The following is a 21,599-nucleotide window of genomic DNA, read 5'->3' as shown; positions in this document are numbered from 1 at the left end:
GTCTTCGGACCGGGGCCCGCAGCCGTCACGGCGCGTCCACGCGGGCGCCGTCGACCGGCGTGGCGGGCGCCGGGAGCGCCGTGCGCGCGCCCAGGTCGCCGACGCCGTAGAGCAGCCGGCAGCGGTCCGCCGAGTAGCGGGTCTCGATCACCCGGACCGGCCCGCGCCCGTCGTAGGTGACCCGGGTCTGCACCAGCAGCGGCACACCCGGACCGCCCTGGAACCACTGCGCCTCCTCGGGCCCCGGCATCCGTGACACCAGGTGGTCCACCGCGCCGATCTCGGTCCGGCCGAGGGCGGCGAGCACCGCCTCGTCGCCGCCGTCGACCTGGTCCGGCTCCATCAGCGGGGTGCCGGCCGCCAGCCCCGCCCGGTAGTGGCTCTCCTCGATCGAGTACGGCTCGCGGTCCATCAGGCGCAGCTGGCGGCGCACGACGATCGCCTCGCCGGGCCGCAGGCCGAGCCGCTCGGCGATGTCCACCCGGGCCCGGACGACCAGCATCTCGAAGTCGGCCGTCAATTCGCGGCCCGCCTGCCCCGCCTCTTTCGTGTAGACCTCGGTCGGGGCCGCCAGGCAGTCCCGCTGGTCCGGCAGCAGACCGGGCCCGGAGACCCGGTGGTCCAGGACGGGATGCTCGCGCAGATAGGTGCCCTTCCCCTGCAGCCGGACCAGCCGCCCCTCGTTGACCAGCACGTCGACGGCGAGCCGGACGGTGTTGCGGGCCACCCCGTACTGCTTCTCCAGCACGCCTTCGACCGGCAGCGGGTCGTCGACGGTGAACTCGCCGGCCGTGATCCGGCGGCGAAGATCTGCCGCGAGCCTCTGGTACTTGGGGGATTGGGCACTGCCCCGGGGGATTGTCACCCGAGTGAATGTAGCGATTCGGCTTGCGCCATTTCAGCCAAACCCGCCAACATTGGCCAGGATTGGGGATTCCGGGATTGATCCCGCCCGGTCGATTGCCGTCAGCGGGCAGCCTGTCGCCATAATCGGCATCGTATTCCCGAGCAGGCGGACCCAGCGGACGAACACCGTAGACGAACACCCCAGGCGAACCAGCAGGCCGACCGGCCGACAGGGAACCGCCGGCTGCACCATCCACGTACACACCGGTACATCCACGTACACCCCCGGGGGCGGAGCCATGCCCGTGACCAGCAGTGCGCGCCAGACCGATGCGCGCCGATCCGATGCGCGCCCGACAACGGCGCACCCGACCACGGTGCACCCGAGTGACGCTCGGCAGAGCGATGTGCACCCGACCGACGCAGGACCGCCCGGGAATCGGCACACCGACTCCTCGGGCGCCGCCCGCCGGCCCGGCCGGGCCCTCGCGTCCGCGGACCGGGGAGCCTGGTCGGCGATGTCGACCTTCCCGCCGCTGGAGCGCAATGTGGGCAGATCCCGCCGGATGACCCGTACGGCACTGGCCTCCTGGGGTGCCTCGGACCTGGCGGACAGCGCCGAGCTGCTGGTGTCGGAGCTGGTGACCAACGCCGTCCGGTACGGCCGGGGCGCCGTCTCGGTGAACCTCGCGCTCACCGGCAGCGCCCTGCACATCTCGGTCGCGGACTTCGGCGCCGGCCTGCCGACGGCCCGCGACGCGGCCGACGACGACTCGAACGGGCGCGGCCTGGCGATCGTCACGGCACTGTGCGAGCAGTGGACCGTGACGACCAGGCTGACGGGCAAGACCGTGAGCTGCCGACTGGATCTGCCACTCTGAGGAACAAACGAAAAGGGGCGCACGGCAATAGCCGCACGCCCCTTTCGTGAATCACACGCCCCTTTAATGAGCGGGCGGGAAAGCAGTGGAGGAGCGGACCTACCAACGCGCCGCGGACGGCAGCGGCTCTCCGTACCAGAGTTCGACCAGATGACGGGCGATCGAGATTCCCGACGGGGGCAGGATCTCCCCGGCGGCCATTCCGGCCTTCAGTTCCTCGCGGGAGAACCAGCGCGCCTCGGCCAGTTCCTCGCCGTCCACCGTGATCGCGGTGCCGGCCGGGTCGGCCTTGCCCGTGAAGCCCAGCATCAGGCTGCTCGGGAACGGCCACGGCTGGCTCGCCACGTAGCTGACCTCGGCGACCCGGACGCCGGCCTCCTCGAAGACCTCGCGGGCGACGGCCTGCTCGATCGACTCGCCCGGCTCGACGAAGCCGGCCAGCGTCGACCAGCGGCCCTCGGGCCAGATCGCCTGGCGGCCCAGCAGGCAGCGGTCCTGCTCGTCGGTGATCATCATGATCACCGCCGGGTCGGTCCGGGGGTAGTGCTCGGCCGCGCAGGAGGTGCACCGGCGGATGTGCCCGGCGCCCGCCTTCTCGGTCGGGTGCCCGCAGCGCGAGCAGAAGCTGTGCAGCCGGTGCCAGTGCTCCAGGGCCACCGCGTGCACCAGCAGCCCGGAGTCGCGGTCGGACAGCATCGCGCCGACCTCGCGCAGCCCGGCGGGGCGGGCGTCGCCGTCGAGGCGCCCCGGCAGGGTCTCGCCGGCCAGCGCGAAGTAGGAGACACCGTCGTCGTCGGTGCCGAGGAAGAAGCGGTCGCCGGTCTGCGGCGCCTCGAACGAGGGCAGCAGCACCAGTTCGGTGCCCTGCTCGGTGTCCACCACGAAGGCCTCGCCGCCGGCGATCGGCAGCACCTTGGTCGCCGGGTGGCTCCAGGCGGCGGCCAGCCAGGGCTCGTCGTGGCGGTACTGCGCGGCGCGGTCGACGCCGGCCCGGGCCAGTGCGAGGGCCTTCGGACGTTCGGTCTCAGGCACGGTGCTCACTTCTGTTCCATCCCCATGTGAAGAGTCGTCTGGTCCGTCACTCGCTCTCGCCGCCCGGCCGCCAGTTCTCCGCCAGGTCGCCCCACAGGTAGGCGGCGGCCTCCACACCCTTGCGCAGCAGGTCCAGCTCGACCTTCTCGTTGACCGAGTGCCAGCCGTCCGAGGGCACCGAGATGCCCAGGAACAGGACGGGCGCGCCGAGCACGTCCTGCAGGTCGGCGGCCGGGCCGGAACCGCCCTCGCGGGTGAAGAGGATCTTCTGCTCGAAGGCCCGCCCCATCGCCCGGACGGTGGACTGCAGCGCCGGGTGGTCCAGCGGGGTCAGACAGGGCCGGGTCGCGCCGGGGAAGACCAGCTCGTACCGGACGCCCTCCGGCACCCTGGCCGCGACCCACTCGCGGACGGCCTCCCGGACCTTCTCCACCTCCTGGCCGGCGACCAGCCGGAAAGACAGCTTGAGGTGCGCCGAGGCCGGCACGATGGTCTTGCCGCCCGGGCCGGTGTAGCCGCCCCAGATGCCGTTGACCTCGGCGGTCGGCCGGGCCCAGATCCGCTCCAGGGTGCTGTAGCCGGCCTCGCCCTGCGTCCCGTGCGACTTGGCGACCCGCAGCCACTGCTCCTCGTCGAAGGGCAGCTCGGCGAACAGCTCGCGCTCGTGGTCGGTCAGCTCGACGACGCCGTCGTAGAAGCCGGGGATGTCGACCCGGCGCCCTTCGTCGTGCAGGGCCGCCGCGAGTGCGGCGGCGACCGACGCGGGGTTCGGGACGGCGCCGCCGAAGGAGCCGGAGTGGATGTCGGCGTCCGGGCCGAACAGGTCGATCTGGGCGTCCGTCAGGCCGCGCATACCGGTGCAGACCGTGGGGGTGTCCTCGGACCACATCCCGGTGTCCGAGATGAACACCGCGTCGGCGGCCAGCCGGCCGGCCTCCCGCCGCACCAGGTCGGCGAAGTGCGGCGAACCGGACTCCTCCTCGCCCTCGATCAGCAGCTTGAGGTTGACGGCCGGGGCGGTGCGCCCGGTCGCGGCCAGGTGGGCCCGCAGGCCGAGGGTGTGGAAGAACACCTGGCCCTTGTCGTCGGCCGCGCCGCGGGCGAACAGCTGCCGGCCAACCACCGTGGGGGTGAAGGGCTCGGTGGCCCAGCCGTCCGACAGCTGCGCAGGCTGGACGTCGTGGTGGCCGTAGACGAGCGCGGTGGGCGCGGACGAGTCCCCGGACGGCCACTCGGCGAACACCGCGGGCAGGCCGTCGGTCTCCCAGATCTCCACGACCGGGAAGCCGGTCTCGCGCAGCTTCGCGGCCAGCCACTCCGCAGACCTGCGGACCTCGCCCGCGAGGGCCGGGTCGGCCGAGACGGACGGGATGGCGAGCCAGTCGGAGAGCTCCGCGAGGAAGGCGCTCTCGTGCTGGTCGATGAAGGTACGGACGACGCTGTCCGGAGTTCTCGTCATACGGACGACTTTAGTTCGCCCGTGCGGGTGCTCGCTCCGGCCATCCGATCACTGGGCGCCGCAGGGCCTGTAACCTGCGTCACCCCCGGGCGCCGGAGGCGGCGGCCGGGGGTGACGACGGCTGGGCGGGGCTCAGCCGGAGGTGCGCAGCAGGGCGATCCTGGAGCGGGTGAGCAGTGTCGCCAGCGCCACCGCGACCAGCGGCAGGACGACCAGCGTGATGCCCATGGTCAGCCACGGGAAGACCACGACCGTCCGGTCGACGGCCTCCTCCGGACCCATTCCGGCGTACTGCACCGCCACCCCCTCGACCTTGCGCAGCGCCACCGCGGGCACCACCCCGCAGATCGTCCCGAGCACCGCGCCCATCGCGGCGATCACACCGCACTGGAAGCCCGAGAGCGTCCGGCGGATCCCCGGGGCCGCCCCGACCGCCGCGAGGGTGGTCAGGTCGCGCTGCGAGTCGGCCGCCGCCAGGCCGGTGGCGATACCGGCCGCACCGAGGGCGACGAGGGCGGCGAAGCCGGTGAGGGCGAGGCTGACCAGGTCGGTCCTGGACTGGTAGCCGCGCTCGACCTCCAGTTGCACGCCGTCGCTGACCTTCTGGAGGGCCGCGGTCGCCTTCTGCACGGCCGAGCTGCCCGGCGTTCCGGCCGGCAGCCAGACCGACCCGCGCTCCGAGGCGGTGAGGCCGAGCGCGACGGCGGTGGCCGGGGCGAGGAGGACGCGGGTGCCCGGGACGGGCGAGGTGGCCAGCACGGCGTCCAGGCTGACGTGGTGGATGACCTGGACGGGATTCGCGGTCATCGTCCCGTCGCCGGCGGCGGGGGCTCCTCCCCCGTCACCGCCCTTGGCCGGCACCCCGGCCGCGGCGGACGCGGAGGCCGAGGCGGAAGGAGCGGCGGACGCAACGGCTGAGGCCTCGGACGAGGTCGAAGGTGCGGACGAGGGCGAAGGCGTACCGTCCGCCCCGTCGAACACCATCGGCTCGTACAGGTCGAAGGTGACCTTGCCGTCCTTGACGTACAGCGGGTCGAAGACCACCGCCTTGCCCGCCGCCAGCGCCTCCTCCGCCGCCTTGTCCTGCACGCCGACCAGGTTGCGCAGCACGGTGGCGTCGCCGCCCGCGACGGTGCCGAAGGGGCCGTAGCCGCCGGCGCCCGTGCGCCGGCAGCGCTCGTCCTCCCGGCTGAGCCGGCGGCGCTCCTCCGAGCTGATCTTCCCCTCGTTGTCCGGGTCGTCGCCCGGGCAGCGGCGCTCCTTCGGGATGGACGCCTCGACGTGGCCGCAGGGGCCGGGGGCGGTGTAGCAGTCACCCATGAAGCCGATGCTGGAGACGTCGCCGCGCGGGCCGAGGTCCGCCAGGTTGCGCTCCACGGTGCTGCGCAGCTGCGGCAGCTGCCTGCCGTCGGCCGAGGCCCCCCAGCCGGACTGCAGGGTGACGGCGCCGCTCGGGGCGCCGGCCACGTACGCCCGGCGGTTCTGCTCGTCGCTGCTGGCGGTGTAGACGCCGACGGCGACGGAGCCCGCCACCGCCGCCATCACGGCGGCCACGGCCGGCGCGGTGCGGCCGCGGTGGCGTACCGAGTCGCGCAGCGCGAGCCTGGGCCCGAGCGGCAGCCAGCGGCCGAGCCGGCCGAAGAGGCCCACCAGGATCGGGGAGAGCGCGACCATGCCCAGCTCGGCGATCATCGATCCGCCGAGGACGGCCGCGCTGCGGTTGCCGAATCCGCTGGTGGAGCCGAGCAGGGCGAGCGCGGCGCCGCCGGCCAGCATCAGCACGCCGAGGGCGGCCAGCTTCTTGCTCGCGGGCTTGAGCGAGCCGCGGCCGGTGAGCGCCGCGACGACGTCCTGCCGGGAGGCCTGGACGGCCGGGACGACGGCCGCGAGCAGCCCGGTGACCAGGCCGATCCCCATCACCCCGAGCAGGTCCAGCGGCTGCAGGTCGAAGTGGCCGAAGCGCCGGCCGGCCACGTGCTCGGCCTGGCCGCGGAGCAGGGCGACCAGGGCGATCGCGCCCACCACGCCGACGGCCGCGCCGGTGACGCCGAGCACGACGCCGCCGCCGAGGACGACCGAGCGCACGTGCGCGCGGTCACCGCCACCGGCAGCGAGCAGGCCCAGCTGCCGCCGGGAGCGCCTCGCCCCGACGGCGAAGGCGGGGCCCGCGAGCAGCACGATCTCCAGCAGGGCCATGCCGGCGACGGTCGCCACGATGACGACGGCGGTGCTGTCGAGGTAGTTTCCCGGGCCCCCGCCCCGGGTGTCCCGGTCGGTGAAGTAGGGCACCACGGAGCGGGGCGGCGGGTCGAGCAGCACCGCGCGCGAGGTGACCGCGAAGCCGTACTTGTTCAGCTCCTTCACCTTGTCCCAGTCGAGCGCGGCCCCCGCCGGGAGCTTGACCCGCCAGACGCTGTCCTCGTCGTCCCCGGAGCCCTTGCTCTGCCGGCTGCCGGGGACGGACTTCAGTGCGGGAATCAGATCGCCGGGGCGCCCGATCAGCTGGCTGTTCCCCAGCCCGTCGGGGAACTCCACGACGGCGGTGATCGTGTAGGGCTTGCCTTCGAGGCCGGTGAAGGTGGTGGTGCCGCCGAGCCGGAGCCCGGATTCGTCCAGGAAGGCCCGGGTCGCGGCGATCTCGTGCCCGGCGCTCGGTGCCCGGCCCTCGATCACGTCGGTCTGGCCGCGCCAGACCGGGTCGGCCAGGTCGGCTTCGCTGGTCGACACCCTGATCAGGCCTTCGGCGCTGCTGGTGGAGACGTACGGCCCGTAGCTGACCGGCACCAGGACGCTGCCGGCCGGCAGCAGCCGGGCGGCCAGGGCGGCGGGCGGGGTGTCCAGGCTCTGCTGCTGCTCGGGGGTCAGGGCCGTGCCCCGCTCCGCCGGGCGGCTGGACGTCCCGTCGTCCGGGTCGGGGGCCTGCAGCACCGTCATGCCGCGCCCGTCGACGCGGATCTCGGCGTCCGCCCGGCCGATGGCACGGACGACCCGCTCGCCGGGGTCGAGCTCGGCACTGCGGTAGACGACGTCGGCCCCGGCGACGCCGAGGACGGGCAGCGCGACCATCGCGACGACGAGGGCGCTGCGGCCCTTGGCGCGCAGGGCGTCGCGGCGGGCGATCCGCAGGGCGACCCGCCAGGCACTGAGCTTCACTGCGCCACCGGACCCTTCAGGCTGTTGGTGGCGGCGGAGACCAGCAGGCTGGCGGCGTCCTGGCTGACGCTCTCGTCGACCATCCGGCCGTCGCGCAGGAAGACCACGCGGTCGGCCCAGGCCGCGTGCCGGGCCTCGTGGGTGACCATCATGGCGGCGGCCCCGGCATCGCAACGGGCCCGCAGCACCGCCAGCACCGACTCACCGGTCGTCGAGTCCAACGCCCCCGTCGGCTCGTCCGCCAGCACCAGACGCCGGTCACCGATCAACGCCCGGGCGATCGCCACCCGCTGCTGCTGCCCACCCGACATGTCGTCCGGGAACCGGTCCGCCAACTCCTCGATCCCCAGCTCCGCGAGCGCCGCCAGCGCCTCACGACGAGCCGCCCGCCCCGACACACCGTCCAGCTCCCGCGGCAACGAGATGTTCTCCGCAGCCGTCAACGCCGGAATCAGGTTGTAGTCCTGGAAGACGTACCCGATCGAACGACGCCGCACCTCGGCCAGCCGCTTGCGGCCCAGGCCGCCGAGCGCGACCCCCTCCACCAGCACCCGCCCCCCACTCGGACTGTCCAGACCGCCCGCCAGCGTCAGCAGAGTCGACTTGCCCGAGCCCGACGGCCCCATCACCGCGACGAACTCCCCCGGATGCACCACCAGGTCCACCCCACGCAGGGCATGCACCTCGGAAGCCCCCTGCCCGTGCACCCGGGTCACGGCCTCCAGGTGCAGCACCGCTCCCGTCGTGGTCGTGGTCGGATCGGTGTCGGTCACTGTTCCCCCTGCTGGTCTGGACTCTGGGTTGAAGCGGGTGGTCCCGAGGACGGGTCAGGCGCGCAGGCCGCGGCGCACGGAGCGGGCGGCCGGGGCCGGAGCCGGTCCGGGGCCCGCGTTCTCGGCGGGCCGCGCGGCGCGGGCCTCGGCGTGCTGGGCGAGGCGGGTCTCGCAGTGGTCGAGCCAGCGGACCTCGGCCTCGGTCTGGAAGATCAGCTGGTCGAGGACGAGCAGCCAGGCGAGGTCGGACCCGTCGGACGGCTGCGCGCCGGGGGCGCGCTCGCCGGCGAGGGCGCGGCCCTTGAGGCGGGTGTAGTCCTGGAGTGCCTTGATGCTGTGCCGGCGCTGGGCCTGGACGACGGCGGGGACGTCCACGCCGGGGACGGTCACCGCCATCGCGAGCTTGATCGCCAGTTCGTCCCGGGGCGGGTTCGTCCTCGGCACGGGAGTGTCGAACCAGAGCCGCAGTTCCGTGCGTCCCTCTTCGGTGACGGCGTAGAACTGGTGGCCCTCCTCGTCCTCACCGGCGGACACCACGAGGCCGTCGCGCTCCAGGCGGCCCAGGGTGGTGTAGACCTGGCCGACGTTCAGCGGCCAGGTCGAACCGGTGCGTGCCTCGAACTCGGTGCGCAGCTGATAGCCGTAGCGCGGGCCCTGGTCGAGCAGGGCGAGCAGACCGTGACGGATGGACATACCGAGTATGTATACCCGGTATGCCTCTCCCGCTCAAGCCTCGCCCCCGGCCGGTTCCCCGCCCGGCCTTCGCCGGCCCCGGCCTCCGGCCGATTCCCGGCCCGGCCCGCCGACCGGACTCCATCGATTCCCGGCCCGGCCCGCCGACCGGGTAGCGTCAGGTGCTGTGAGCCAGTTGCGCATCGCCACCTTCAATCTGTTGCACGGTCAGCCGCTGGCCGCCGACGGCAGCCCGCTGGACCGCCCCGGGGAGGCCGGCGATCCGCTCGCCGAGGCCATCGCGTCCCTGGACGCCGACGTGCTGGCCATCCAGGAGGTGGACCGCCACCAGGAGCGCTCCGGCCTGACCGACCAGGCCGCCGTCGCCGCCAAGGCGATGGGGGCCGCCGACTGGCGGTTCGCCGCGGCCCTGCACGGCCGCCCGGCCCCGGTCGCCGGCTGGATCCCCGACCCCTCGGCACCCGGTCTGCAGGTCTACGGCCCGGCCGAGATCGGCACCGCCACCGACCTCCCCTCGTACGGCACGGCGCTGCTCACCCGGCTGCCCGTCCAGCACTGGCGGGCCCGGCGGTTCGCCCCGGCGCCGTTCGGGCTGCCGCTGCGGGTGGCCGGCCGGCGCGGCCTGACGCCCGTGCCGGACGAGCCGCGGGCGGCGGTGGCCGCCGTGCTGGAGGGCGAGCACGGGCCGTTCACCGTGGTGGCGGCGCACCTGTCCTTCGTGCCGGGCTGGAACGTGGCGCAGCTGGCCGGCATCCGCCGCTGGATCGCCGACCTGCCGCAGCCGTACCTGGTGCTGGGCGACTTCAACCTGATCGGTGCGGTGCCGCGCACCGTGCTCGGCGGCGCGACCGCGCTGGAGCGCTCGGCGCCCCGGCGCCGGGTGCGCGAGCTGCGGGCCGCCCGGCACGCCCGGGCCGCGCTGGCGGAGCCGCGCCGCCGCCGGGTCCGGGAGCCGAGGGCACGGCTGCAGGGCTGGCACGACCTGGCGAAGACCCCGACGTACCCCTCGCACCGGCCCGCGGTGCAGTTCGACCACGTGCTGGCGGTCGGGGTGCCGCGCGGCGCCGTCGGGGCGGCGTACGCGCCGCGCACCGGGGTGTCGGACCACCGGCCGCTGGTGGTGGAGGTCGGACTCTGACGCCCGGCCGGCGCCGGCCCCGGGTCAGGCCGGGCGGCGCGTCAGGTGGCCGTTCTGGTGCGGCAGGCCGGGGACGGTGACGACCGGCTCGTACTGGAGCAGCAGCATCGCCGCGTCGTCCCCGAGCTGCCGGCCGACGTGCCGCACCACGTCCTCGTGGACGTTGCGGAGCACCTCGGCCGGGTTCCCCAGGGCGCGGGCCGGCAGCCGGTCGGCGAGCGGGTAGAAGACGCCGGCGCGGTCCCGGGCCTCGATCACGCCGTCGGTGAAGAGCAGCACCCGGTCGCCAGGCCGCAGCGGCACCTGCTGGACCGGCGGGCAGACGTCCGCCGGGTCGAGGACGCCGAGCGGCGGGACGGTCTCGTCCAGTTCCAGGGCCCGGACGGCCTCGCCGTCGCGCAGCAGCAGCGGCGCGGGGTGGCCGCAGTTGACGATCTCGGCGGTGCCGTCCGGGCGGACGCCGATCAGGACGAGGGTGACGAACTCCTCCTCCACGCCCGGGTGGTCGTTGTCGTTGAGCGCCCGGTCGAGGCTGACGGCGAGCCAGCCGGCCACCCGGTCCAGCGCGGCCTCCTGGTGGGCCGCCTCGCGGAAGGCGCCGAGCACGGCGGCGGCCGTCTCGACGGCGTTCAGCCCCTTGCCGCGGACGTCACCGACCACCGCCCGGACGCCGTGGCGGGTGTTGACCACCTCGTAGAGGTCCCCGCCGATCCGGGCCTGGGCGGCGGCGGCGGCGTAGTGCACGGCCGCACGGACGCTGCCGACCCGGTCGGGGACGGCGCGCAGCAGGACCCGGCGGGCGACCTCGGCGACCAGCTGGGCGTCGGCGAGGGCCTTCTCCTGACGCAGCCGCAGGGTGGTGCTGACCCAGCCGATGGCGGCGACCAGGACGACCGCGAAGACGGTGGCGCTGTGCACGGACTCGCCGAGCGAGTCGCTGTAGAAGGCCATCAGGAAGGCCGCCGCCTCGGTGCACAGACCGATGAGCAGCGGGTACCAGGTGCGGCGGCTGACCACGGCGGCCAGCGCGGGGACGGCGGTGAGGGCCGGTTCGACCGTCACCTCGGTGTCGGAGAAGTAGTTCAGGGCGACCACCAGGGCCATGCCGATGAAGGGCAGCGCGAGCGCTGTCCTCGGCCAAGTGCCGGTCCCGCCCGGAGCGCCCCCGGGGCCCGGCCCCGTGAAGCGTTCTCTGATCCATCCGGTCGCGCTCAACTTCGGTCTCTCCAGCAGAAGGTGCCGGTGTCCGGGGACAACGGCGGTGATGACTGAGGGTTAGGAACGAGGGGGCCTTGCTGGTGGCCGGAGTACGGGGTGACCGGTTACCGACCCCACAATAGGCGCGAAACGTGCATGGAGCACAGGTTTCGTGCGGTCGCGTGACACCTTGGACGCTCTCTGTGACTCATTCTTCACTGTTCCCGATCAGAAGCCGTTCCAACTCATTTCGGTCAGGAAGTCGTGCCGGTTGTTCGATCCGGCCGCTGCGGACGTACAGGAAGGAAGCCGTGACCTGCTCCAGCGGCACCCCCGCCTGTTCGGCCCAGGCCAACCGGTAGACCGCCAGCTGGAGCGGGTCGGCGGTCTCCTCCCGGTTGGTCTTCCAGTCCACCACTTCGTAGCGTGACGCTCCCGCCTCTCCTGACTCACCGTCACCCGACCGGTAGACCGCGTCGATCCGGCCGCGCACCACCCGGCCCGCCAGCAGCAGCTGGAACGGCGCCTCGACCCGGTGCGGGGCCCGGCGCGCGTACGGGGTGCGCAGGAAGGCCTCCTTGAGCAGTTCGAGGTCGCGCTCGTCCTCGATGCCGTCGTCGTCCGTCCCCGGCAGCGCGCCGGGCTCGATCAGCAGCAGCGGCTCGATCCTGGCCTGCACCCAGGCGTGGAAGCGGGTGCCCCGGCGGGCGGCCGGCTGCGGCGGGCGGGGCATCGGACGGGCCAGGTCGCGGGCGAAGCCGTCCGGGTCGGCGGCCAGGCGCATCAGCTGGGTCGCCGACAGGGCGGCGGGCAGCGGCACCTCGCGGACGCTGCGGCGGGAGCGCTCCAGCTCGCCGAGCAGGGCGTCCAGGTCGCGGTCCCAGGAGTCGGTGCGGCGCTGGTCCTCGGGCGCCATCCGCTCCGGCTCCGCCGCGGGCTGCCCGGCCAGGCGCCGGCGCACCACGTCGGCGACGCGGCGCCGGGCGTGCTGCGCGTCCGGGTCCAGCGGCAGCGGCCAGGGCAGCTCCAGCGAGGCGGTCAGCGCCGGGTTCTCGGCGTCCTTGAGCGGCTGCTCGGCCCAGTGCTCGATCTCGCCGTTGCCGGGCAGCTCGCAGTGCCCGCGCAGCGCCAGCAGGAAGTCGGACGGGCCGCGCTGCTTCTTCTGGCTCGGCCCCCACCAGTGGCCGGAGGCCAGCAGCAGGCTGCGCGGGCGGGTGAACGCGACGTAGCCCAGGCGCAGTTCCTCCGTCCCCGAGTGCACGGTCATCTCCTTCTTGAACGCCGCCATGCCCTTGGCCGACCACTCGCCGTGGATGTCGGGCAGGGTGGCGGCGTCGCCGCGCAACGCGTGCGGCAGCACCTTCTTGGTGCTCGTCCAGCGCTCGCGGGCGGTCGAGGACGGGAAGCTGCCCCGGACCAGGCCGGGCACCGCGACGACGTCCCACTCCAGGCCCTTGGACTTGTGCGCGGTGAGCACCTTCACGGTGTCCTCGCCGCCGGGCAGGCTGCTGTCCAGGCCCCGCTCGTACTCCTGGGCGGCGCGCAGGAAGCCGAGGAAGGCGGACAGCCCCGGGTCCCCGTCCAGGTCGGCGAAGCCGGCCGCGACGTCCAGGAAGGCGTGCAGGGTCTCGCGGCGCCGGGCCGCGAGCGCGAGCGGGGAGGCGGCGAGCTCCACCTCCAGGCCGGTGACGGTCAGCACCCGGTGCAGGACGTCCATCAGGGGGTCGGCCAGGGAGCGGCGCAGCTCGCGGACCTCCCGGGCCAGGCGGGCGAAGCGGACCCGGGCCTCCGGCGAGAAGGCCAGTTCGTCCGGCTGCTCGGCGTCGAGGAAGGTCTCCAGGGCGTCGGCGAGCGAGACCACCTCGGTCGGGTCGGTGTCGGCGACGGCGGCGGCCAGCGGGTCCGCACCGTCCGGGCGGCCGGTGCGGACCAGGTCGGCGGCGCGGCGGCCGAGCAGTGCCAGGTCGCGCGGGCCGATCCGCCAGCGCGGGCCGATCAGCAGCCGGACGAGCGCGGCGTTGGCGGTCGGGTCCTGGAGCACCTCGCAGACGGCCACCAGGTCGGCGACCTCGGGCAGTTGGAGCAGCCCGCCGAGGCCGACCACCTCCACCGGGACCTCCCGGGCGACCAGCGCGGCGTGGATGTCGGGGAACGCGGCGCCGCCCCGGCAGAGCACCGCGATCCGGCCGGGCGCGGTGCCGGTGCGCACCAGGTGGGCGATCGAGTCGGCCAGCCAGCCGATCTCCTCGGCGTGGGTGGGCAGCAGCGCCGCCCGGACGAAGCCGTCCAGCTCGGCGCCGGGGGCGGGGCGCAGCGCCTCGACGCCCGCGTGCATCGCGCGCAGCGGCGCGGCCAGCTCGTTGGCGAAGGCGAGCAGCCGGCCGCCGCTGCGGCGGTTCTCGCTGAGCGAGTACCGCTCGGCGGGCGCGCCGCCGCGCTTGGGGAAGTGCTCGGGGAAGTCGTCCAGGTTGGCGACGGAGGCGCCGCGCCAGCCGTAGATCGCCTGGCAGGGGTCGCCGACGGCGGTGACCGGGTGCCCGCCGCGGGCCCCGGCGCCGGCCGGCCCGCGGCCGAAGAGTCCGGCCAGCATCAGGCGCTGGGCGACCGAGGTGTCCTGGTACTCGTCCAGCAGGACCACCCGGAACTGCCCGCGCAGGATCTCGCCGACCTCGGGCCGCTGCTGGGCGAGCCGGGCGGCGGCGGCGATCTGATCGCCGAAGTCCATCAGCCCGGCGGCCTGTTTGCGGCGCCGGTACTCCTCCACCAGGCGCAGCAGCTCCTGCCGGGCCCGGGCGGCGACCGGGACGGCCCGCAGGTCGTCGTTGGTCAGCTTCACCCCGGCCAGGGTGTCGAGCAGCTCAGCGTCGTACGCGCGCAGGGTGGCGGGCTCGGCGAGGTGCTCGGCGAGTTCGCCGTCCAGCGCGATCAGGTCGGCGACGAGCGCGGAGAAGGTGCCGGTGAGCGAGGGGAAGGGCCCGCGCTCGGAGCGGAGCACCTTGGCGGCGAGCTGGAACCGGGTGGCGTCGGCGAGCAGCCGGACGTCCGGCTCGATGCCGATCCGCAGGCCGTGCTCCTTGAGCAGCCGGCCGGCGAAGGCGTGGTACGTGGAGATCTCGGGCAGCCCCAGCGCCTCCTGGCCGGGCAGGCCGCCGTCGTCCGGGTCGAGGATGCGCGCGCTGTAGAGCGCCGTCCGGACCCGCTCGGACAACTCGCCCGCCGCCTTGTTGGTGAAGGTGAGGCCGAGCACCTCCTCCGGGCGGACGGCTCCGGAGCCGACCAGCCAGACCACCCGGGCCGCCATCACGGTGGTCTTGCCGGAGCCGGCGCCGGCCACGATCACGGCCGGCTCCAGCGGGGCGCCGATGGCCCGCATCTGCTCCGGGTTGAAGGGGATGCCGAGCAGCTCCTTGAGCTGGTCGGGGTGGTCGAGCACGGCGTTCACCCCCCCACGCTAACCGGCTCGGGGGACAGCCCCGGACCGGCGCCGCTATTCGATCAGCTGGGCGCCGTCGCGCTGGGCGGAGCAGCTGCGGCGGAACGAGCAGCGGTCGCAGCCGGCGCCGGCGGCGGGCACGAAGCGCTCGGCGAGGACGCGGCCGGCGGCGTCGGCGAGCAGGTTCTCCACCCAGGGCTCGCCCTCCGGGGGGGCCTGCTGCTGCACCTTGGGGCCGTCCGGCAGGATCTTGCCGGCCTCCCGCAGGTGCACCAGTTCGGCGCCGCCGGCCGGCGGGGTGCCGTCCTCGAAGCCGGGCAGCTCGTTGAGGGCGCCGGCCCGGACCGCGAGCTGGTAGACGGCGAGCTGCTTGTGCTCGGGCAGCGACTTCTCGCTCGGTATCTGCTTGCCGGTCTTGAAGTCGACGACGTACGCGCGTCCGGCGGCGTCCTTCTCCACCCGGTCCATCGAGCCGCGGATCTGGACCGAGACCCCGCCGACGTCCAGGGTGACGTCGAAGCCGTGCTCGGTGGCGACGGTGCTGCGCCCGCGCTCCAGGACGTGCCAGTTCAGGAACCGCTCCAGGGCCGCGCGGGCCTCGGTCTTCTCCTGGTGGGACTTCCACGGGGCGTCGAAGGCGAGCGCGTCCCAGACGGTGTCGAGGCGCTCCATCAGGACGGCGAGGTCGGCGGGCGTGCGGCCGGAGCCGACCTCGTCGGTGAGGGCGTGCACCACGTTGCCGAAGCCCTGGGCGGCGGAGCTGGTGGTGCGCGCCTTCACCTCCTTGTCCAGGAACCACTGGAGCGAGCAGTTCTCCAGCTGCTCCAGGCCGCTGCCGGAGAGCCGGACGGGCACGTCCGGCCGGCGCAGCGGGTCCGGGGCGGCCGTCGCGTCGTCCAGGCCCCACCAGCGGTCCGGGTGCGCGAGCGGCACCAGCGGGACGCCGTCCTCGTCGGCCGCCTCTGCCAGCCGCGCGAGGCGCTCGGCGGCGGCCCGGCGCAGCTCGGGCGAGCGGTGCGGGTCGACGGTGACGGCGCGCAGGTCGGCGACCAGCGCGGTCACCGACAGCGGGCGGCGCGGGCGGTGGGTGACGTCCTCGACCAGGACCTGCGGGGTGCGGCGCAGCACCCTGCCCGTCCGCGGGTCGAGCTCCTCGCGGTACAGCTCGCGCAGGAAGCGGGACGGCTCGTCGCCGTCCTCGGCGGGTGCCTTGACGGCGGTGACGATCAGCCGCTCCTTCGCCCGGGTCGCGGCGACGTAGAAGAGCCGGCGCTCCTCGCCGAGCAGGGCCGCCGGGGAGAGCGGCTCGGCGAGGCCGTCCCGGCCGATCCGGTCGGCTTCGAGCAGTGAGCCGCGGCGGCGCAGGTCGGGCCAGAGGCCGTCCTGGACACCGGCCACCACGACCACCCGCCACTCCAGGCCCTTGGAGCGGTGCGCGGTCATCAGGCGGACGGCGTCGGGGCGCACGGCCCGGACGGTGAGGGTGTCGGCGGCGATGTCCTGCGCCTCCAGCTCGGCCAGCAGGTCGAGGGCGCTGCGGTGGCCGGTGACCTGCTCCTCGGCCCGGGCGGCCGTCTCGAACAGGGCGCACAGCGCGTCCAGGTCGCGGTCGGCGTTGCGTCCGCCGGCGCCGCCGCGCAGGGCGGAGCGCTCCAGCCGCTCCCGCCAGCGCCGGCTGCCGTCCCAGAGCGCCCAGAGCGCCTCCTCGGCGGTGCCGCCGCCGGCCAGCAGCTCGCGGACCTTGCGCAGCAGGGTGCCCAGGTCGCGGGCCCGGCGGGCGTAGGACGGGTCCATCGCGACCAGGCGTTCGGGCTCGGCGAGGGCCTCGCGGATCAGCTCCTCCGCGGGGCGGACGGCGGCGGCCCCGGCCTCCGCGCGGCGCAGGGCCTGGCGTTCCTCCTCGCGCAGGGCGCGGCCGAGCCGGCGCAGGTCGGAGCCGTCCATGCCGCCGAGCGGGCCGGTGAGCAGGGTGTGGGCCAGTTCGGCGGTGAGCGGGCCGGCCGGCTCGGGCGCGTCGTCGGCGCGGGCGGCGGCCGGGCGGTCCAGGGCGGCCTGCTCGGCGCAGACCCGCAGGGCGAGCAGCAGCGGCACGACGGCCGGCTCCTCGCGCAGCGGCAGGTCGTCGCCGTCGATCTCCAGCGGTACGCCGGCCGAGCCGAGGGCGCGCCGCACGCCGGGGATGGACCGGCCGCCGGCCCGGACCAGGACGGCCATCTCGCCCCACGGCACGCCGTCCTCCAGGTGGGCGCGGCGCAGCAGGTCGGCGACGCTGTCCAGCTCGGTGCCGGGGGTCGGGTAGGTGTAGACCTCGACCCGGCCGCCCTCGCGGGAGGGCAGCAGGGCGCGGTGCTGGGCGAGCTTGTCGGCGGGCAGCCGGCCCATCGGCATCCGGCGGGCCAGCTCGCGGGAGGCGGCGAGCAGGACGGCGCCGGAGCGCCGGGAGACCCGCAGCACCTTGACGTCGGCGGGGCTGCCGTCGGCCTTCGGGAAGGCCTGCGGGAAGTCGAGGATGCCGTTGATGTCGGCGCCGCGGAAGGCGTAGATCGACTGGTCCGGGTCGCCGACCGCGACCAGGTCGCGGCCGCCGCCGGCGAGCTGCTTCAGGAGTCGGACCTGGGACGGGTCGGTGTCCTGGTACTCGTCGACGAACACCACCTCGTAGCGCCGGCGCAGCGCCTGGCCCACCTCGGGGCGCTCGGCGAGCAGCACCGCGCGGTGCACCAGCTCCGCGTAGTCGAGGACGCCGCGCAGGTCGAGGACGTCCAGGTAGTCGGCGAGGAAGTGCGCGGCCGCGGCCCAGTCGGGGCGCTGCACGCCTTCGGCGAAGCGCCGCAGCTCGGCCTCGCCGAGGCCGAGCTCGCGGCTGCGGGCGAGCACCGCGCGGACTTCGTCGGCGAACCCGCGGGTGGTCAGGCAGGCCCGCAGGTCGAGCGGCCAGCTGATCCGGCCGGCGCCGAGCCGGGCGTCCTCCGCGTCGCCGGCCAGCAGCTCGCGGACCATCACGTCCTGCTCGGGGCCGGAGAGCAGCCGCAGCGGCTCGGCGTAGGCCTCCGGGTCCTGGTGGGCGCGGAGCAGGGCGTAGCAGAAGGAGTGGAAGGTGGTCGCCTGCGGCGCGGCCCCGGTGGTGCCGACCCGGGCGGTCATCCGGTCGCGCAGCTCCATCGCGGCCTTGCGGCTGAAGGTCAGCACCAGGATCCGCTCGGGGTCGGTGCCCTGCGCGATCCGCCGGGTGACCGCCTCGACCAGCGTGGTGGTCTTGCCCGTGCCCGGCCCGGCGAGCACCAGCAGCGGGCCGCCGGCGTGCTCGGCCACGGCCTGCTGGTACGGGTCCAGCACGGGCGGGGCGGGCTGCGCGAGCGGGCTGCGCACCAAACGGAAGGGGGAGGTCACGAACGTCCTGGGGGTATCGCTTCGGGCGGCTTGCGTGCTCGCTCCGGCAGGCCGGCGGGCAGCAGTGGACGGGCCCGCCGGGGCCCGTCCGTATCGAGCGTACGATCCTCCTCCGTCATCCCCGACCGTGCACCCGGTTCGCCGGGGTCGGGGGCGCGCTTCGCGGGGCGTGCGCCTTGTCACAGAAATGCCTGCTTGTCACAGGAATGCCCGCTTGTCACAGGAATGCCCGCGCGGGCGCTACCGCCCGTCCCAGCGGGCCAGCGGCAGATCCACCCGGGGCAGGTCCTCCGCCGCCTGCGAGCCGCGGGCGGGGCCGCGGCCGCGGGGGGTCCGCAGCGGCGTCCCCTCGTCGCGGTAGTGGGCCAGCGCCCGCTGCTCACTGCCGGGCAGCAGGGCGCCGTCCGCGCGGATCACCCGCCACCACGGCACCGCGCCGCCGTACAGCGCCATCACCCGGCCGACCTGCCGGGGACCGCCCTCACCGAGGTACTCGGCGACGTCCCCGTAGGTCATGACACGGCCCGGCGGGATGCGTTCGGCGAGATCGAGCACCTGCTCGGCGAATACGGGAAGTGCGCCGTCGCCGCCGTCGTTCACACTGTCGTTCCCACCGTCCGTCACCTGGGGCATTCTTCCCCATCCGGACGATTCGGGAGCCCCGTGGGAGGGATCCGGCGCGCCCGATGCGCCCCCTGTCCAGCACGGAAGGGCGCGGCATGCCACCATCTTCCGGGGCGGTGAGTGGTGATACGAGGACAAGACCAGATGACCGGGACGGCAGACGTGGGCGTGGACGAGGACTCGGACGAGTCCTCTGCCGACATGTCCGCAGGTCCCGGCGATGCGCCGGTCACGCCGGAAGTGTCCCTGATCAAGGGCCCGACGTTCAAGACCCCCGCCGCCCCGGATGAGGACGCCGCACCCGGCCCGGACACCCCGCCGCCGACGATCGAGCTGCCCGGCCCGGTCCCGCTGCCCGACCCGCTGCCCGACCCCTTGGACGACACCCCGCACCTGGACGTCGACGAGCCGCTGCTCGCCGCCCGCGCGCACCGCCCGTCCGACCTGATCCGCTTCCTGGCCGGGGTGCTGGGGATCGTCGCGCTGTTCGTCCTGGCGAGCGTCGCGACGTCGACCACCAGCGGCATCGAGGTCGACATCTCGGCCAACGCCAAACGGATCTCCCCCGTCCTGTCCACCATCGCCGGGCTGGTCTCCAGCATCGCCGTCCTCGCCGTGCCGCTCGCCTTCGCGGTGGAGCGCCTGATCAAACGCGACGGCCTGCGGGTCGCCGACGGCGTGCTCGCCTCGGTGCTCTCGTACGGCGTCTCGCTCGGCATCGACTGGTGGGTCGCCGAGGGCGCCTCGGAGCCCATCCGGGACGCGCTGACCCGGCTGCCGACGGAGAGCAACGGCGCGCTCACCGACCCCGTGCACGGCTACCTGGCGCCCGTCATCGCCTATATGACGGCGGTCGGCATGTCGAGCCGGCCACGCTGGCGGGTGGCCCTGTGGGTGGTGGTGATCCTCAGCGGCGCCACCGAGCTGATCAGCGGCTACACCACCCCGCTGTCCCTGCTGCTGACCGTCCTGCTCGGCTGGTCGGTCGCGTACGGCACGCTCTACGCGATCGGCTCGCCGAACATCCGGCCCACCGGGCAGCACCTGATGATCGGCCTGCGCAAGGTCGGCTTCAGCCCGGCCAGTGCCCACCGCGCGCCCGACGCCCCCGGCGGCACCCGCCGCTACTACGTCGCCCAGCAGAGCGGTCCGCCGCTGGACGTCCACATCGTCGACCGCGAGCAGCAGGCCTCGGGCTTCTTCTACCGGGCCTGGCGGCGGCTGCGGCTGCGCTCGGTGGCCGTCCGGCGCAGCCCGCAGTCCCTGCGCCAGGCCCTGGAGCAGGAGGCGCTGATCGCGTACGCGGCCGCCGCCTCCGGTGCCCGCGCGCCCCAGCTGGTGGCGACCTCCGAGCTGGGCCCCGACGCCGCGATCCTGGTCTACGAGAACGTCGAGGGCCGGCCGCTGGACGACCTGGCGGACGAGGAGGTCACCGACCAGGTGATGGCCGTCCTGTGGGAGTCGGTCGCCGCCCTGCACGAGCGCCGGATCGCGCACCGCCGGCTCACCGGCGAGTCGCTGCTGGTCATCGACGACAGGACGGCCTGCCTGGTCAACCTCTCCGGCGGCGACATCGCGGCGAGCGACCTGACGCTGCGCATCGACGTCGCCCAGCTGGTCACCACCTTCGCCCTGCGGATCGGCCCGGAACGGGCGGTGAGCATCGCCAACAGCGTGCTCGGCCCCGAGCGGGTCGCGGCGGCGCTGCCGCTGCTCCAGCCGGTCGGCATGAGCCGCTCCACCAGGATCGACCTCAAGCGGCTGTCCAAGGAGCGCAAGGCCGCGGCCCAGGCCCGCGCCCTGGAACAGGTCGCGGCCGGCGAGCGCACCCAGCAGCAGGCCGAGGAGGACATCGCGGTCGCGGGCGAGGACCTGCTCAGCCGGATCCGCGGGCAGATCCTGCAGATCGCCCCCGAGGCGCCGCTGGAGCCCGCCCGGCTGGAGCGGCTGAAGCCGAAGACCCTGATCATGGTCATCGCGCTCACCTTCGCCGCCTACCTCGCGCTGACCACCATCAAGCCCGCCCAGCTCAAGCTCTCCCAGATGAACTGGGCGTGGGCGGCGGCGGCCCTGGTCGCGGCCGCGTTCAGCTACGTCGCGGCCTCGATGAGCCTGACCGGCTTCGTGCCCGAGCGGCTGCCTTTCCGGCGGACCATCGCGGCGCAGGTCGCCGGGTCGTTCGTGAAGCTGGTGGCGCCCGCCGCGATCGGCGGCATCGCCCTGAACACCCGCTACCTGCAGAAGGCCGGCATCCGGCCGGGCCAGGCGGTGGCGAGCGTCGGCGCCTCGCAGCTGGCCGGCCTCGCCGGGCACCTGCTGCTGCTGTTCAGCTTCGGCCTGATCACCGGCAGCCAGACCAACGGCGACCTCAGCGCGTCCCGCGCGGTGATCATCGGCGTGCTGACGGCCGCCGTGCTGGCCCTGGTGGTCGCCGCCGTCGGCCCGCTGCGGCGGTTCGTGGTGACCCGGGTGCGCTCGCTGTTCTTCGGCGTCGTACCGCGCATGCTCGACCTGATGCAGACGCCGACCAAGCTGCTCACCGGCTTCGGCGGCATCCTGCTGCTGACCATGAGCTTCACCGCCTGCCTGGACGCCTCGGTGCAGGCCTTCGGCGGGTCGATCAGCTTCTCGGCGGTGGCGGTGGTGTTCCTGACGGCCAACGCGGCCGGCTCGGCGATCCCGACCCCGGGCGGCATCGGCCCGGTCGAGTTCGCACTCGTCGCCGCGCTGACGGTGGCGGGCGTGCCGCCGGCGGTGGCCACGCCCGCGGTCTTCCTCTACCGGGCGCTGACCTTCTGGCTGCCGGTGGCGCCGGGCTGGATCGCCTACAACGTACTGCAGCGCAAGGGCGCCCTGTAGCCGAGGGCGCGGACGCGGAAGGGGCCGCCGACCACTCAGGTGGTCGGCGGCCCCGCGCGGTTCAGGCCGAGTACGCCGGCGTGTGCGGCTCGATCTGGCTGATCCAGCCGAGGATGCCGCC

Annotated in this window: 13 protein-coding genes; 3 read left to right on the top strand and 10 right to left on the bottom strand. The window is 74.6% G+C overall.

The features are described from left to right. Window positions 1–25 precede the first annotated feature (25 nt). Window positions 26–865 carry a GntR family transcriptional regulator gene (locus ACFUK0_RS33955; protein WP_380256735.1) on the bottom strand — a complete coding sequence of 280 codons (840 nt, stop codon included), beginning with the start codon at window positions 863–865 and terminating at the stop codon, window positions 26–28. 499 nt (window positions 866–1,364) lie between these two features. Between ACFUK0_RS33955 and ACFUK0_RS33950 the strand changes: the two genes are divergently transcribed. Then, window positions 1,365–1,727, top strand: coding sequence for an ATP-binding protein (locus tag ACFUK0_RS33950; RefSeq protein WP_380256733.1), 363 nt, complete (start codon window positions 1,365–1,367; stop codon window positions 1,725–1,727). 99 nt (window positions 1,728–1,826) lie between these two features. On the opposite strand, the gene nudC is transcribed toward ACFUK0_RS33950, so the two are convergent. From nudC to ACFUK0_RS33925, 5 genes are all read right to left on the bottom strand, one after another. After that, complete coding sequence (gene nudC / locus ACFUK0_RS33945) at window positions 1,827–2,759, bottom strand: NAD(+) diphosphatase (protein ID WP_380256731.1); 933 nt, start codon at window positions 2,757–2,759, stop codon at window positions 1,827–1,829. Window positions 2,760–2,805: 46 nt separating this feature from the next. Next, window positions 2,806–4,218: a M20/M25/M40 family metallo-hydrolase gene (locus ACFUK0_RS33940; protein ID WP_380256729.1), complete on the bottom strand. Its 1,413-nt coding sequence runs from the start codon at window positions 4,216–4,218 to the stop codon at window positions 2,806–2,808. Window positions 4,219–4,350: 132 nt separating this feature from the next. Next, window positions 4,351–7,371: an FtsX-like permease family protein gene (locus ACFUK0_RS33935; RefSeq protein ID WP_380256727.1), complete on the bottom strand. Its 3,021-nt coding sequence runs from the start codon at window positions 7,369–7,371 to the stop codon at window positions 4,351–4,353. Then, complete coding sequence (locus ACFUK0_RS33930; RefSeq protein ID WP_380256725.1) at window positions 7,368–8,144, bottom strand: ABC transporter ATP-binding protein; 777 nt, start codon at window positions 8,142–8,144, stop codon at window positions 7,368–7,370. Before ACFUK0_RS33930 ends, ACFUK0_RS33935 begins: the two co-directional genes overlap by 4 nt. A 54-nt stretch (window positions 8,145–8,198) precedes the next feature. Then, entirely contained in the window at window positions 8,199–8,837 is a 639-nt protein-coding gene (locus ACFUK0_RS33925) for a PadR family transcriptional regulator (protein ID WP_380256723.1), read from the bottom strand. A 166-nt stretch (window positions 8,838–9,003) separates the two neighbouring features. On the opposite strand from ACFUK0_RS33925, the gene ACFUK0_RS33920 reads away from it, so the two are divergent. After that, window positions 9,004–9,975: an endonuclease/exonuclease/phosphatase family protein gene (locus tag ACFUK0_RS33920; RefSeq protein WP_380256721.1), complete on the top strand. Its 972-nt coding sequence runs from the start codon at window positions 9,004–9,006 to the stop codon at window positions 9,973–9,975. 24 nt (window positions 9,976–9,999) lie between these two features. Here the strand turns inward: ACFUK0_RS33920 and ACFUK0_RS33915 are convergent, their stop codons facing one another. From ACFUK0_RS33915 to ACFUK0_RS33900, 4 genes are all read right to left on the bottom strand, one after another. Next, window positions 10,000–11,079, bottom strand: coding sequence for a PP2C family protein-serine/threonine phosphatase (locus ACFUK0_RS33915; RefSeq protein WP_380256719.1), 1,080 nt, complete (start codon window positions 11,077–11,079; stop codon window positions 10,000–10,002). A gap of 301 nt (window positions 11,080–11,380) precedes the next feature. Continuing rightward, window positions 11,381–14,614, bottom strand: a complete 3,234-nt coding sequence (locus ACFUK0_RS33910) for a UvrD-helicase domain-containing protein (RefSeq protein WP_380256717.1) — start codon at window positions 14,612–14,614, stop codon at window positions 11,381–11,383. A gap of 45 nt (window positions 14,615–14,659) precedes the next feature. Beyond that, complete coding sequence (locus ACFUK0_RS33905) at window positions 14,660–17,995, bottom strand: ATP-dependent helicase (protein WP_380256715.1); 3,336 nt, start codon at window positions 17,993–17,995, stop codon at window positions 14,660–14,662. A 240-nt stretch (window positions 17,996–18,235) separates the two neighbouring features. After that, window positions 18,236–18,628, bottom strand: coding sequence for an MGMT family protein (locus ACFUK0_RS33900; RefSeq protein ID WP_380256713.1), 393 nt, complete (start codon window positions 18,626–18,628; stop codon window positions 18,236–18,238). Between the two features lie 135 nt (window positions 18,629–18,763). On the opposite strand from ACFUK0_RS33900, the gene ACFUK0_RS33895 reads away from it, so the two are divergent. Next, window positions 18,764–21,478 (top strand): flippase-like domain-containing protein, encoded by a 2,715-nt coding sequence (locus ACFUK0_RS33895; protein ID WP_380256711.1) that lies wholly within the window; start codon window positions 18,764–18,766, stop codon window positions 21,476–21,478. Window positions 21,479–21,599 lie beyond the last annotated feature (121 nt).

The sequence above is a fragment of the Kitasatospora sp. NPDC057223 genome (genome assembly GCF_042669755.1).
Classification (GTDB): Bacteria; Actinomycetota; Actinomycetes; order Streptomycetales; family Streptomycetaceae; genus Kitasatospora.
This window is presented reverse-complemented; position numbering and strand designations above follow the sequence as displayed.